11 protein-coding genes and 1 tRNA gene are annotated in these 13955 nt (G+C 67.0%); 8 read left to right on the top strand and 4 right to left on the bottom strand.

Annotation, left to right across the window (positions count from 1 at the left end):
• Nucleotides 1-79: 79 nt before the first annotated feature.
• On the top strand, nt 80-4279 hold the full coding sequence (locus ACR65J_RS03580; RefSeq protein WP_440166151.1) for an AAA family ATPase: 4200 nt from the start codon (nt 80-82) through the stop codon (nt 4277-4279).
• 11 nt (nt 4280-4290) lie between these two features.
• Here ACR65J_RS03580 and ACR65J_RS03575 read toward each other — a convergent pair whose 3' ends face one another.
• The 3 genes from ACR65J_RS03575 to ACR65J_RS03565 all read right to left on the bottom strand — a co-directional run bounded on the left by ACR65J_RS03575 (nt 4291) and on the right by ACR65J_RS03565 (nt 6152).
• Entirely contained in the window at nt 4291-5019 is a 729-nt protein-coding gene (locus ACR65J_RS03575; RefSeq protein WP_440166149.1) for an RcpC/CpaB family pilus assembly protein, read from the bottom strand.
• A 128-nt stretch (nt 5020-5147) separates the two neighbouring features.
• Nucleotides 5148-5420, bottom strand: a complete 273-nt coding sequence (locus tag ACR65J_RS03570; RefSeq protein WP_387557323.1) for an FmdB family zinc ribbon protein — start codon at nt 5418-5420, stop codon at nt 5148-5150.
• A 111-nt stretch (nt 5421-5531) separates the two neighbouring features.
• Entirely contained in the window at nt 5532-6152 is a 621-nt protein-coding gene (locus tag ACR65J_RS03565; protein ID WP_440166147.1) for a 5-formyltetrahydrofolate cyclo-ligase, read from the bottom strand.
• A 104-nt stretch (nt 6153-6256) separates the two neighbouring features.
• Between ACR65J_RS03565 and galU the strand changes: the two genes are divergently transcribed.
• The 4 genes from galU (at nt 6257) to ACR65J_RS03545 (ending at nt 9016) form a co-directional block, all read left to right on the top strand.
• Entirely contained in the window at nt 6257-7162 is a 906-nt protein-coding gene (gene galU, locus ACR65J_RS03560; protein WP_440166145.1) for a UTP--glucose-1-phosphate uridylyltransferase GalU, read from the top strand.
• Between the two features lie 4 nt (nt 7163-7166).
• Complete coding sequence (locus ACR65J_RS03555; protein ID WP_440166143.1) at nt 7167-7787, top strand: GNAT family N-acetyltransferase; 621 nt, start codon at nt 7167-7169, stop codon at nt 7785-7787.
• A gap of 105 nt (nt 7788-7892) precedes the next feature.
• Complete coding sequence (locus ACR65J_RS03550; RefSeq protein WP_440166652.1) at nt 7893-8810, top strand: hypothetical protein; 918 nt, start codon at nt 7893-7895, stop codon at nt 8808-8810.
• A 133-nt stretch (nt 8811-8943) separates the two neighbouring features.
• A tRNA-Ala gene (locus ACR65J_RS03545) sits at nt 8944-9016 on the top strand.
• 47 nt (nt 9017-9063) lie between these two features.
• On the opposite strand, the gene ACR65J_RS03540 is transcribed toward ACR65J_RS03545, so the two are convergent.
• On the bottom strand, nt 9064-10140 hold the full coding sequence (locus tag ACR65J_RS03540; protein ID WP_440166142.1) for a T6SS phospholipase effector Tle1-like catalytic domain-containing protein: 1077 nt from the start codon (nt 10138-10140) through the stop codon (nt 9064-9066).
• Nucleotides 10141-10331: 191 nt separating this feature from the next.
• Here ACR65J_RS03540 and ACR65J_RS03535 point away from each other — a divergent pair, with 191 nt between their 5' ends.
• From ACR65J_RS03535 to ACR65J_RS03525, 3 genes are all read left to right on the top strand, one after another.
• Nucleotides 10332-12806: a PEP/pyruvate-binding domain-containing protein gene (locus ACR65J_RS03535; protein WP_440166140.1), complete on the top strand. Its 2475-nt coding sequence runs from the start codon at nt 10332-10334 to the stop codon at nt 12804-12806.
• Between the two features lie 122 nt (nt 12807-12928).
• Nucleotides 12929-13081: an LPXTG cell wall anchor domain-containing protein gene (locus ACR65J_RS03530; RefSeq protein WP_440166138.1), complete on the top strand. Its 153-nt coding sequence runs from the start codon at nt 12929-12931 to the stop codon at nt 13079-13081.
• A 108-nt stretch (nt 13082-13189) separates the two neighbouring features.
• A complete protein-coding gene (locus ACR65J_RS03525; RefSeq protein ID WP_440166136.1) occupies nt 13190-13951 on the top strand; it encodes a Pr6Pr family membrane protein in 762 nt (253 codons plus the stop codon).
• Nucleotides 13952-13955: the final 4 nt, after the last annotated feature.

Below are 13955 nucleotides of genomic sequence, written 5' to 3'. Positions count from 1 at the left end.
AGCGAATTCCGCCGCAATTTCCCGTGCCCCAGTGTTGCGGTCTCTCAAGTCCGGCACTGAAGCGGCTACTCTCGAATCTATGCCGGTATGGTCCAGGGCGTCACGTGCAAACGCAGAAAAGAAGGCAGAAGTGTCAGTTGGTCAAGGCCACCCGGAAGGCTCGGAAGAGCTTCGTAAATGGCTGTCAGGGCTCAAACCCGTCACCGGCGCGGACACGATGCTGCGCTTCACCAAGACGCCGGAAGGTTCCATCGACCTGACGTCGGCACACCCTTCGGGACTGGCCCAGCTCATGGCAGGGCGCCGCACACGCCTGTCCACCCTGATCCGTGACCGGCAGCAGTATGTGGTGGCCGCCAGGGCGTCGCGCAACATCCGGTCCAAGATCTTCGAACTCGCCAACGACCGCGGCATCGACGCGGGATACCTGTCCGCCGGCACCGTGGTGTGGACCTCCGCCGTTGGAGGCAAACCCCAGCGCGTATCCGCTCCGGTCATGCTGACCGCCATCTCCCTCACGGTGCGGCCGGGGGAGGATGACTTCGAACTGCAGCTCACCGAACAGGCGCAGATCAACCCCGCCCTGGTGCGGCACCTGAAGAACATCCACGGGATCGTGTTCGACGTCAACGCCGTGACACGTCTGGCCTACAGCACCGCGCGGTTCGACCCCCAGCCCGTACTGGACCGGCTGGCCACCCTGATCCGGCCCATCCACGGCGCTGAAACCCAGCACAACCTGCTGGTCTCCACGTTTGCAGACCTCTCCGGCAACCTCGACGACCCCTGGATCAACGATTCCCACCCCATCGTCTCCTCGCTGGCCACCGCCGCGGGAGGCGAAGTGGTGGATGTCCAGGAGCCGGACCCGTCCCGCTTCCCGCACCTGGATGACAGGCACCCCAAGGACGAGTTGCTGCTGCTGGATGCTGACACGGACCAGCAGTACGTGGTGGATGCTGCCCGGGCCGGGGACTCCCTGGTGGTCAGCGCCCCGCCGGGCACCGGCCAGACCCAGACCGCCATCAACACCATCGGCGCCCTGGTGGATGCCGGCAAGACAGTGCTGGTGGTGGGCGATCGCCGCGCCAGCCTTAACGAGGTTTCGGGACACCTGGAGACGTTGGGGCTGGAGTCCATCCTGTTCCAGCTGACCGGGAACGTCACAGCCCAACAGCTGAAGGGGCAGCTGGTCCGGGCAATCGTCCGCAATGAGAAGTCCTTGGAACCGCAGCTGGGGAACCTGCACACCACCCTGACGGAGCACCGGCACGCCCTGATGGACCACGTGGCATCGCTCCACAATGTCCGCGAGCGTTGGGGCTGCTCGCCGTACCAGGCCATGCAGTCACTCGCCGAGCTCACGTCCATCCACCCCGCCCCGGCCACCACCGTCCGGCTCAAGCGCAGCGTCCTGGACAGCATCCGGGACCGTGAGGAGCTGGCCGGCAGGCTCCGGCGCGCCGCCGAGCTGGGCAGCTTCAGCAAGGCTGCCACCACCAGCCCGTGGCACGGTGCCAGGCTGCTGACCCGCAAGGAAACCGAGGAAGCCCAGGACCTGGTCCGTTCCGTGGCCAAGAGCCTTCCCGTCCTGTGCAACCGCATGGACGCCGTCGCGGAGCATGCCGAAATCCGCCTGGGCGAATCCTTCGCGGAGTGGGGCGAGCAACTGGAGCTGCTGGTTGCCGTCCGCGGCAGCCTGGACAAGTTCACCCCCGACATCTTTGACCGGCCCGTCACTGACCTGATCTCCGCCACGGCACCCTCCGCCTGGCGGCGGGAACGCGGCATCGAGCTGACGGCCATGCAGCGCTCCAGGCTGCGCCGGGTGGCCAAGGAATACGTGCGGCCGGGTGTCCACATCGCTGACCTGCACTCGTCCCTGGTGCTGGTCCAGGAACAGCGTGCCCTCTGGGCGGATTACGCCACTACGCAGCGCCATCCCGCCGTTCCGTCCGGCCTGGCCGAAATGAACGAAATGTACCGGTCCCTGGACCAGGAGCTGGCACAGTTGGGCGAGGCGCTGCGGCACACGGAGGATGGCGGGGCCCTGTCCACCGTTCCCTACGCGCAGCTGATGGACCGGCTGGAACGCCTGGTGGCGGACACCGACACGCTCAAAACCCTGCCTGAACGCACCCTCCTGATCGAAAACATGCGCGAACACGGCCTGGGCGAGCTCCTGGCCGACCTCGCCGAACGGGAAGTGCCGGAAGGATCAGTTACCGCGGAGCTGGAGCTTGCCTGGTGGCAGTCCGCGCTCGAAGCCATGATCAGCGGCGATGACTACCTGGCAATGTCCGACGGCGACGCCCTGCGCCAACTGGAAGCGGAGTACCGGCTGGCGGACAATGCCCACGTCGCCAGCGGTGCCGCCCGGCTGCGGTGGGACCTCGCGGAGCGGTGGCGCACGGCCATCACTGCCCAGCCGCGCCAGGCAGACCTCCTGCGCAGCCTGCTCAAAGACGGCCGGGTCTCCCTGCCCTCCCTGACCGCGCAGGCACCCGAGCTGATCGGCACACTTGTCCCGGTCTGGTCGGTCAGCCCGTACCTGATGACGGGCCTGCTTCCGGCCGAACAGCACTTTGACGCCGTCGTCATCCTCGACGCGGAGGCCACCTCCCTGCAGGCCGTCCTGCCGTCGATTGCCCGGGCACGCCAGGTGATCGCCTTCGGTGACCCGCGCATCGCCACGCCGCGGACGTTCACCGTGGGTGTGGAGCGGCTTGCGCCGGGGGAGTCGGCCCACCACCGCGTCGAGAGTGCCTTCACCGCCCTCTCCGCGGTACTGCCGGTCTGGCGGCTTAACGTGGTGTACCGCGCGGTGGATGAGGACCTGGTCCTGCAGCTCAGCAAGAATTTCTACGACGGTGGCCTGCGCCGGCTTCCGGAAGGCCAGTCGGCCACGGGCCTGGACCGGTCCCTGCTGGTTGAATACCTGCCGGACGGCACCGGCCTTCCCAGCGCCGATCACGAGGGCGTTGAGTCCGTGGTCGCCGAGGTCAACCGGGTGGTGGAACTGGTCTTCGAACACGCCCGCCTGCGTCCGCGGACCTCCCTCGCGGTGGTCACCGCCAGCCTGCGGCACGCCGCCAGGATCGGCGAGTCGATCAGGCTCCAGCTGTCCAACCAGCCGGGCCTGGCCGGATTTTTCGGCGCCGGCCCGGAGTCCTTCCGCGTGGTGGACCTGGAACGCGCGCAGGGCCTGGTCCGCGACCATGTCATTTTCTCGCCTGGGTTCGGGCGGACTCCACACGGCCGTGCGCTCCACAACTTCGGGCCGCTCTCCGCGGAAGGCGGCCGGGAAAAGTTCGCCCTGGCCATGACCCGGGCACGCCGTTCCCTGCACGTGCTCACCTGCTTCCGGCCCGAGGACCTGGACCACACCCGGCTCACCCACGGGGCAGTGGACCTCTACGCTCTGCTTGACCGGGAAATTTCCGGGAACACGGACCTTGGCACCCCCGCGTCCCGTGCCGCCGCCAGCGAACAGGCACTCGGCGCGGACCCCTTGGTGGCGGACCTGGGCGACCGGCTGCGTGCCCGCGGCGCCAGGGTGTGGCACCAATACGACGGTGCCATCGACGTGGTTGCAGCTGCCGACCCCCTGAATACCATGGGGCAGGATGACTCCGACATCCCGCGGCCGGTGGCCATCGAGTCCGACGGCACTGCGCAGTACCGCACCATGAGCGTCCGTGAACGCAGCAGGCTGCGCCCGCAGCTGCTGGAACGCCTGGGCTGGCGGTACATGCCGCTGTGGACTATTGAGGTGTTCACGGACCCCTCCTCCTGCGCAGACCGCATTGCCGGCTACCTGGGCCTGGAAAAGATAGTGCTGCCGGGCAGGGCCAGCCACTCCGCCGGCTTCCTTGACGACGACGTTGACCAGGCGCTCAATGGAATTGGCGCCGCGCCGTCCGCCGGTGTTTCCTACCTGCACGCGCAATCGGGCGAAGGCCGGAACGGTGACGCTGGAAACCGGGAGACGGATTACATGACTGAGGAAGAGAAGCCTGCAGACGGCAGGCCTGAGGAAGACGGCCGCGAGGAAGACATGCGCCAGGACGAGAACGGAACCGGGCAGACGGAAACAGGAATGGACGGGGACGCGCCTGGCGGCCCGGCCACACCTGCCCCGGCGTCCCGGACGGCTAAGGGCGGCACCGGGGAGATCCTTCCGAGCAAGGCCGCCGAGGATGACGCCCGCAGCTGGGGTGACCGGGAAGACGACCACGACACGTGGCTGAAGGAACAGAAGCCACCGCACTGGGGCTGACCGCCACAAGGTCACTGCGGGCCAACCAGGACGAAGAACAGCCTGCCCTGGGTGGAGGCTCCGGCCAGGCGCGATGATTGTTCGGCGGTGGCTGCCACCACGATGAGTCCGTCTGTTTCCGTGGTGCCCAGCCATTGTCCGCTCTGGCCGCCCTTGTTGGAGGTCCACAGTACGGGGACGGCGGACGCCAGCACCTCGGACGGACCCTGTTGATCGAACCCGTTGGCTGATGTGAGCACGACGTTGACCAACTGGCCGGGGGAGACCAGCTGGATGGATGAGGCGTCCGCCATCCGCAGGGGGACCGCGGCTGAACCGGGCGGTGTACCTGCCAGGAGTCCTGGGCCCACGAGCTGGGCATCGGTGAGGAGCTGGCCCTTTCGCAGAGGCGCGGCGAGCTGCTTGCCGGTGGCGGCGGCATCATCCTTGAGGAAGCCTTCGGCCACCATGCCCGGCGGCACCTGGACGCGGACCACGTCCGCTTCCGCCACGGTGGTCCCGGCAGGAAGATCCCGGGCAGCGGCCAGTGCGGTGGCGGTGGAGAGCGGGGCAGGAGTGAGCTGCTGGACGGCGAGGGCGGCAGCTGCACAAAACAGCAGCGCAGCGCTGAGCCGGCGGTTGCGGCTCAACCAAGCGGCCACACGGGCGGGCAGGGGACGGTTCCTGGGGCTGCGGCCTATGCCGGCGGCGCTGGTTGGATATCGGAGGCCGGCGCGGCGACGGCGGGAAAGAATGGGCATGCGCCCACGCTAATTGCGGACCAGGGCGCAAGGGAGCCGGGAATGCGGCTATGTGGACAAAAGCGGCGTGGACAAAAGCGGCCGGACGCTGGAAGGCGCCGGCCGCCGTCGTAAAGGCTGTGCCGAAATTAGCTTGCGGCGGCCGCCGGTGCCGCAGCGGCGGGGGCGGCCGCGGGCGCGGCTGGAGCTGCGGCGGGCGCGGGCGAGACGGAGCTGCCCTTGGAGTCACGGGAGTCCGTGCGGTAGAAACCCGAGCCCTTGAAGACAACGCCGACGCTGTTGAACTTCTTGCGCAACGTTCCCTGGCATTCAGGGCAGGACGTCAGGCTGCTGTCCGAGAACGACTGGACGATGTCGAAGGCGTGGCCGCAATCCTTGCAGGCGTAAGCATATGTGGGCACTGGTGCTCCTCCTCATGGGCAAACGAGAGGTCCCGTGCTGCCAGCTGGTAAACCATTAGCAGTCGCAGGGCCTGAGTGCTAATTCTATCATTGCCCCCGGACGGCCCGGGGTCAGGCGCCGCCCGTGAGTGGCTGGTACCCGGACGGCGCAAGGACCGCAGGGACCGGCCGGTCGAACTCCTCCGCAGGAATCCGGCCCGCAGGCAGCAATTCATCGTCGTAGATAACAGCGGCCAACGGTATTTCCTTCCCGGCCGTTGCAAGGTGTCCCAGGAATTTGTCGTAGTACCCGCCGCCCTGGCCGATCCTGTTGCCGGCACGGTCCACCGCAGTGGCGGGAATGAAAAGCACGGCTGCATCACCGGCAGTTTCGGGCCCGTGCCGGGGCCCGGCGGGTTCCAGGATGGGCGCGTATTTGCTGCGTTCGTAGCCGGTATCCGGAGTCCAGAACACCCAGCTCAACTCCCGTGCCGGCTCGCACACCGGAAGCAGCACCTGGTGGCCGCTGTGATGCAGGGCGTTGATCAGCGGCAGGGTGGGCGGTTCCTGTCCCACGCCAAGGTATACGCAGGCTATGCCGGGGCGGCCCTGCGTCACCGATCCAGCCCAGGCTTCCCCGTGGGTGGCCAGGGCCAGGCCGGCAGCCTCCAGTTGCGCCGGCGTCAGGCCCGCCCGCCGGCGCCGGTGGGCCGTCCGGATACCGTCCTTGACGGCGTTCGTCTCTTGCAGCATGCTGTCCTCCCTGCATCGCCCAACGGACCGCAGCCTTGGGCCCGGTGCCGGCCTGCCGTACCGGTGGTTACTGAAATACTTGACGCTGACGTTAGATTAGTCCGGTGAACACCAGTAAACCCAGAGTCCGCAAAGCCGTCATTCCCGCCGCGGGCCTGGGCACCAGGTTCCTGCCTGCCACCAAGGCCATGCCCAAGGAAATGCTGCCCGTTGTGGACAAGCCTGCCATCCAGTATGTGGTGGAGGAGGCCGTCCACGTGGGCCTCAACGACGTCCTGATGATTACCGGCCGCAACAAACGTGCGCTCGAAGACCACTTTGATAGGGTGCCGTCCCTCGAATCCGCCCTTGAGGACAAGGGCGATACGGAAAAGCTTGCATCCATCCAGGCAGCAAGCCAGCTGGGTGACATCCACTACGTCCGGCAGGGCGATCCCCACGGCCTGGGGCACGCCGTGCTCCGGGCAAAGCAGCACGTGGGCGACGAAGCCTTCGCAGTCCTGCTGGGCGACGATCTCATCGATGCCCGCGACGAACTCCTCAGCATCATGATTGACGTTCAGGCGAAAACCGGCGGGTCCGTCGTCGCGCTCATCGAGGTCGAACCCTCCCAGATCAGCGCCTACGGCTGCGCCGACGTCCAGGAGATCGACGGCGAAGATTACGTCCGCGTCAACCGGCTCGTCGAGAAGCCCTCGCCGGAGGAAGCGCCATCCAACCTGGCGCTGATCGGGCGTTACGTCCTGCACCCCGCTGTGTTTGACGTCCTCGAGCACACCGAACCGGGCCGCGGCGGCGAAATCCAGCTGACGGATGCCCTGCAGGAACTTGCAACAGGCGACGGCGAGGGACACGGCGTGTACGGCGTGGTGTTCCGTGGCCGCCGGTACGACACCGGCGACAAGCTCAGCTACCTCAAGGCCTGCGTCCAGCTGGCCATCGACAGTGATGACCTGGGACCGGGGCTGCGGGAATGGCTGCCGGGCTTCACCGCCGGCCTCTCCGGGTAGCGCCGTGCCTACAGGTCCCATCTGGCCGGCCACCCTCGAGTGCGGCGACCTGGTCCTGCGGCCCATCCGGTACCGCGACAAAAAAGAGTGGACTGAAGTACGGTCGCGGAACAGTGAGTGGCTGGCGCCGTGGGAGGCCTCCAACCCGGACCCAACCGGCGGACTTCCCGACTACCGGCACATGGTCCGTTCCCTCAATGTGCAGGCGGCACAGGCTACCGCGCTGCCTTTCCTCATCACCGAGTGGCAGCCGGGCCTGCGGAACCCGGCCATCGTAGGCCAGCTGACCGTGTCGTCAATCGTCTGGGGTTCGGCCATGATGGCCACCTTGGGGTACTGGGTGGACCAATCCCGGGCGGGACGGGGAATAGCCCCGACATCGGTGGCACTGGTAACGGACCACTGCTTCCGGACGCTTGGCCTGCACCGGATGGAAATCAACATCCGGCCCGAGAACGGACCCAGCCTGCGGGTCGTGGAAAAGCTGGGTTTCCGGGACGAGGGATACCGCCCCCGTTTCCTGCACATCAACGGCAAATGGGCGGACCACCGGTCCTTCGCCCTGACCTCCGAAGAGGTCCCTGACGGCCTCCTGGGTCCGTGGCTGGCGTCGCGCCGGTCATAAATCCAACGGTTTGCCAGTGGGGGCACGACACACCGAAGCTAATGCGGCCTGAGCAGGCATGATGCTCATACGGTTTTGAGTGTGGACTTCCCCCTTAGCAGCTCAGTGATCCTTGTGGTTGCCGTCGCGCTCTGGATTGTATGGGTTGCCCCTTACGTCCTCCGGAACCGCCGGCACCAGTTCCAGCCCGCCGTCGACTTCCTGGCAGACGCCCCCGCCGATGACAGGCCGGATCCGCATGCCGGCCTGGTCCTGAACGTCGCCGCCCAGCAGGAGAAAGCCATGGAACCCAGGAAGAGTGCCGCATCCATTGCCGGCACTGCAAGCACCCCACCTGCGGCGCCGTTCCGCATTCGCTACGGCCGGACCGCCCTGGCACTCGCGGGACTGCTGTCCCTGGTCACCGCTTTTATCTCGGGTGTGCTGCTTCCCTTCGGCATCGGTTCGCCGGCCCTGCCGCTCGGCTGCACCCTGGTGACCGTCGCCTCGGTGGCACTGCTGCGCTGGCTCGCCGTCCGCGACCGCAAGGCCAAGGTGGACGCTGCCTTCCGTTCGGCCATGAGTGCGCCGGCACGCCGGCCGGAAGACGCCGTCGTACTGCCTTCGAAGCCCGCAGCGGCCCCCGCGCGGCCGGACAGCCCGCTTTTCGACGCCGAGGCAGGTGCGCCCAAAGTTAAGCCGCTGACCGCCGTGGAGCTTCGTGAAGCAGCCCTCGCCGTCGCTGTAGCTGCAGGGGACACCAGTGTGGCAGCGCCCGCTCCTTCTGCCCCTGCAAGCACCCCGTGGGAGCCGGTGGAGGTCCCCAAGCCTGTCTATGTGGAAGCCCCGAAGGCGGAGCGTCCGGAGCCGAAGCCGCTTGAGCTTCCGGAAGCGCCGAAGGCAGTGGGCAAGCCGTCACTGAAGCAGGGCGCCACTTCTACGCCGGCGGTGGAGGCGGCTGCCGCAGCGGAAGCACAGCAGCTGTCCAAGGCCCAAAGCGCCCTCAGCAACCTCGACGACGTCCTCCAGCGCCGGCGCGCATAGGACCCAGGAAGCGCCTTGCGTTCCTCCATGGCGTACCGCGCGGTTCGATTGGCATTGGGCCGGGAAAATTTGTAGCCTAGGGACACCGGTTCCGCACCGGCGGGCAGCAGCCCGTGAGGGCGCGGATACGTCCGGGGCTATAGCTCAGTTGGTAGAGCGCTTCGTTCGCATCGAAGAGGTCAGGAGTTCGAATCTCCTTAGCTCCACAATTTGCAGGCCCCCGGCCGGTCCCGGCGGGTGGCCGGGCCGCTCCTCAGGACAACAGTGGATTGCCAGGCCTTTCCCCTAAATAGCGGACCAAGTTGGGTGGCCGGTAGGTTGGATCGGCACCCTGCCGCCTCATCACCGAATCTGCCACCCGTTCGTGCGCGGGATCGGTTGAACCTATGGGCCTGACGTAGGCAGGAAGCATTCTCCATAAACCAACGCGGGATTCCTGGATCGGCGGCCACGGGTCGGAGGGCTCCACGGGCTCACCTGTCGCAGCCCCGAAGGCCTCGGGGCGGAAGGCAAGCCCTGCGCTCCGGGTGCGTTCAACGATCCATGCCAAGGCGACGTCGGAGAGCAGGGTGCTCCGGTTCCCGCCGCCCACGTCACCGTGGGTTCCGGTGAACCATACCTGTTCCAGTCTCTGGCCGTCCGCTTCTGCCTGCGGCTGCCAGAGTGCCGGTGCGAACGGTTTACGTTTTTCGTCTATTGCCAGGGCCTGGAATGCGTTGTCGACGCTTATGGACAGCGCAGTGTCGTGGAAGGCAAATCTGCGGTTGAACCTGTCGACGACAGGTACCCCGGTGAGCGGGATGCCGAGCGCGCCCACCGTGTCCCAGACCGCGATGCAATGGATCCGGGCCTCGTGGGAGAAGGACCGGCGGAAGAGCGTGGCTTCAACGGAACGCGGATTGGTGGTGGCAGTCCGGTCCCTGTAGAGGCTGTAGGCGTCGCCCAGCCTTCCCCGGAAACGCCGGCGCAGGATACCCGCGTTCCTGATCAATCCCGCGGTACTGCGGGCTGTGTAGGCTCCCCGGCTGAAGCCCAGCAGGAACAACTCGTCCCCCGGCTGGAAGTTCCCCATAATGAAGCGGTAGGCGGCGAGGATGTCGTAGGAGAGGCCTGCGCCGAAAGCGCCTCCACCGAGACGGTCGTGGCGTCCGGCGCCCACCCCGCGATGATAGAAGACCCTCTGCTCAATGTCAGTGCCGTTCCTGTCCTTGCCGGCAGAGGCGATCCCCAGGGCGAGTTTTGTGACATTGGTAGGGCACGGCTGCCCGTCTTCAGCCTGGTCGGGGGTTGCCCACGTTCCGTCGCAGCAAACTACTATGCGCTTGGCCATTTCGTCTTCCTGGGAATCCCGCCCCTCGACCCGGCCGCGGTCACGGCTGCCCGGGTCCCATCGGTATACACCCGGACGGGCTTCCCGTCCACAGACCACGCAACGCCGTCGGTGGGGGCGTTGTTGTGTGCCCGCTCCGGGTGGCTTAGCTTGGAGGCAGCAGCGGGCGGAACAGTGTCAGGAGCCGCGGGATGAATGGAACGACGGTCGGTAACCTGCGGGATTTCGGAGCCCACGACGTTGCCCTGGCCGGTGGAAAGGGAGCCAACCTTGGCGAACTGGTGCGGGCCGGCTTTCCGGTTCCGCCCGGGTTCGTGGTGACCACCACGGCATACCTCGCCATGCTCGAGGAATCCGGGGTGGGCGGCGAGCTTGGCCGGTTGCTTGAGGCTGGCGCGCCGCCGGCGGAGATCCGTACCCTTTTCACGGAGGCAAAGATGCCGGACCGTGTCCGCAAGGACATTGCCGCGGCTTATGCAAGCATGGGCCGGAGCCCGGTGGCGGTCCGTTCCAGCGCAACCGCCGAAGACCTGCCAGGTGCCACCTTCGCCGGGCAGCAGGACACCTACCTGAATGTCCATGGGGAAACGGCAGTGGTCCAGGCGGTGGCGGATTGCTGGGCGTCGCTGTGGACGGACCGGGCCATTTCCTACCGCCGCAGGCAGGGCGTCGATCCCGCCGGCGCAGCCATGGCCGTCGTCGTCCAGGAAATGGTGCGTGCCGACGCAGCAGGCGTTATGTTCACCGCCAACCCGGTAACGGGTGAGGGCAACGAAGTCCTCATCGATGCAAGCCCCGGCCTGGGTGAGGCGGTGGTTGCAGGCGAGGTCATCCCTGAACGGTATGTCCTTGACCGGGCGGGTGGAATACGCGCCTTTAGCCGGGGCTGGCATGAGGTGGTCATCCGGGCAGGGGCGGAAGGCGGTACCGAGAGATCCGTTGGGACGGGAGATTCCGTCCCCGGTATCGGGAGCGGCCAGGCCGCTGAGCTGGCACGGTTGGCGGTGAGCGTGCAGGACCACTTCGGCCGCCCCCAGGACATCGAATGGGCCATTGCGGGCAACCGCGTTTTCCTGGTGCAATCCAGGCCCATAACTGCCCTGCCCCCGCAGCCATTGCGGCTCAACCCGATCCAGCGCCTGCTGGCGCCCTTTTTGCTGGAGATGTTCCAGGTCCGCCCCTATCCCCTGGACGTCTCCGGGTGGATGCAGCGCGGGATCCTGGTCATGCTCCACGGCATAGCCGGCAGCGTGGGTGTTTCATTCCCGCCCTTGGAGAAGCTGTTGCCCGAAGAAGACGGCGTGGTTGTGCGGCTGATCCCGCCAGTACCCAGGCCCACCCTGCGGACGCTGCTCGCGCCTCTGTCCCTCGTCCGCCGGGCCAGGCGCTACGACCCTGCCCGGTGGACCCTCGACAGCAGGTTCCAAACCTTTCTGGACAACGTCAGCAGGCTTGCCGCCCACGACCCGCGCGCCCTCTCCTGGCAGGGAGTCATTGCGCTTGCCAACGAGGCCTTCACCACCATGCGGGGGATCACCGAGCTGAGGATCTCCTACTTTCCGGGGATACTCCTTCCCCAACTGGAACTGCGCCTGATGCTCCTGACGCTGGGCAAGCTGAAGCTTGCGCCGGCTCTCATCGCCGGTGCGGAAACCCGCACCAGCCAGGCCAACAAGGCGCTGGAGAATCTGGCTGGCCAGGTCAGGTCCAGTCCGGCCCTGAACCGGATCTTCAGCACCCTCCCACCGGATGAATTACTGGCAGCACTGGAGCAGGGAGGGGAATTCGCCGGGTTCCGGTCCTCCTTCGAAGGTTTCCTGGCCGAGTACGGCCACCGCGAAACGGTAAGTGTGGTGCTCAGCAGCGCACCTACATGGTCGGGCGCTCCCGAGGTGGTGCTCGGGCTCATTACGTCGATGATGGGTGGTCGCCCGCCCGTCCGGGACCAGACCGGCGAGGCGCTCGCGGACCTGATGCGGCATCCTGCCCTCCGCGTGCCCGTCCTCCGCCGCCACGCCTTGTCAGTGGTCCAAGCAGCCAAGGCCGGGATGGCGTTCCGGGAGGACAGCCACTTCCATGCCACGAAAGTGCTGCCGCCCCTGCGCAGGGCGCTGCTGGAGTTGGGGCGCCGCCTGGCCGTGGCCGGCGTTTTGGCGGACCCAGGGGACGTCAACCACCTGCGTTTCGAGGAACTGGCCGCAATGCCCGACGGCGGGGCGTTGCCGGCGGACGACCGGGAACGGTACCGCCGCCTGGTGCTGGCAAGGGCTGCCAAGCGCAGGGAGCTTGAGGGTATCCCGCTGCTGGACCCCGTTTCGTTGTTCGCCGGCTCCCGGCGGCCGCGCGGGGTCCTGGCCAGCGGCACGCCTGCCAGCCGGGGCCAGGCGACGGGGGCAGTGCGGATCATCCGCAGCCCGGATGAATTCGGGTTGCTGAGGAGCGGTGAAATCCTGGTCTGCCCCTACACCAACCCATCCTGGACCCCACTGTTCCAGCGGGCTGCTGCGGTGGTGGTGGATTTGGGCGGCGTCGGCTCCCATGCCGCGATCGTCGCCCGGGAGTACGGCATCCCGGCTGTCATGGGCACGGGGAACGGTACCAGCACCCTGGCTGACGGGCAGGCCGTGACGGTGGACGGAAGCACGGGTCGGGTCACCGCGGCCTGAACCAAAGCCAACGGCTGGATCGGAGGCAGACGCTGCGGGTGGTCAACGAGACGAAGCGCCGCTGGGCAAAACGCGGGCCCGATGGGCGCCCCGATCGAATTTCGGGGGCCTAGAGTGGGCCCATGGGAATCATCATCGGCCTTCTGGTCATCTGGCTCATCCTGTCCATCGTCGGCTTCGTCGTCAAAGGCCTCATCTGGCTCGCCATCATCGGCCTGGTCCTGTTTGTCGCCACCGGCGTCTGGGGCTGGCTGAAGCGCAAAACAAACGTCTGACCCACATCCGCCTGCCGGACCAATGGCTACAGGTCCGGCAGGGGCCGAAACCCCTGACGGCCAAAAGACCCTAGCCGCCCAGCGGCAGTCCGCACCATGCTTCTCTGCATGAGCCGCAGAGAGCCAGCCGTCGGTCCTGAGCCGGCGCTTCCGCCTATCCGGAAGAACACCCCCGCCAACCGCGCACTGCACCCTGACCGCCCCTGGATCCGCACTGTCCGGATCCTTGTCGGGTTGTTCGTGCTCGCCGCGCTCGTCCAAAAGACGTTTGACGCCACCCTCCCCGGTAACGATGTGGACATTCCGCAGCTTTACTCGGAGTTCACCATCCATGGGAACCTTGTCTTGGGGCTCGTTTTGATTGTTTCGGGTGTCCGGCAGCGCAGCCGGCTGCCGCTGTGGTGGGACCACCTTTTCGGTGCGCTGGTCCTGTATCTGGTGATGACGGGGATTATCTACGTGGTGCTGGTGGCTCCGCCGGGGGAGCCCTGGTGGAGCTGGGACCTGTATTGGCCCCAGATGGTCCACCACCGACTCGCTCCGCTGGTAACCGCGCTTGACTGGCTGCTGGTCACCAGGACGGTCCGCGGGACGTGGTGGCGGCCCCTTGCCTGGTTGGGCTACCCGGTGGCGTTCCTGGCGTTCTCCTGGATCCGCGGGGGTCTGGACGGGTGGTATGTCTACGATTTCCTGGATCCAACGCTCGACGGCGGGTGGGCAGGAGTGTTCGTTGCCACAGCGCAGGTCCTGGTTGCGTTCCTGGTTGTTTCGGCCATTGTCCATGCGGCGGGCAATGCGCGGGTGGCGCTGGCTGCGGGACGGCCGGCCCGGCCAGAGAGCATCCGGGGCACCACGGGAGTGGCCGCCTGAGCGC

This window comes from Arthrobacter sp. SAFR-044, from assembly GCF_059414985.1.
The sequence above is the reverse complement of the archived record's forward strand: the minus strand, read 5'-3'. Positions and strand labels throughout refer to the sequence as shown.

Coding starts and splice junctions, on each gene's coding strand:
- ACR65J_RS03525 (WP_440166136.1), top strand. CDS start 13,190: ATGAGCCGCAGAGAGCCAGCCGTCGGTCCTGAGCCGGCGCTTCCGCCT.
- ACR65J_RS03540 (WP_440166142.1), bottom strand. CDS start 10,140: ATGGCCAAGCGCATAGTAGTTTGCTGCGACGGAACGTGGGCAACCCCC.
- ACR65J_RS03575 (WP_440166149.1), bottom strand. CDS start 5,019: ATGCCCATTCTTTCCCGCCGTCGCCGCGCCGGCCTCCGATATCCAACC.
- ACR65J_RS03580 (WP_440166151.1), top strand. CDS start 80: ATGCCGGTATGGTCCAGGGCGTCACGTGCAAACGCAGAAAAGAAGGCA.
- ACR65J_RS03530 (WP_440166138.1), top strand. CDS start 12,929: ATGGGAATCATCATCGGCCTTCTGGTCATCTGGCTCATCCTGTCCATC.
- ACR65J_RS03565 (WP_440166147.1), bottom strand. CDS start 6,152: ATGCTGCAAGAGACGAACGCCGTCAAGGACGGTATCCGGACGGCCCAC.
- ACR65J_RS03535 (WP_440166140.1), top strand. CDS start 10,332: ATGAATGGAACGACGGTCGGTAACCTGCGGGATTTCGGAGCCCACGAC.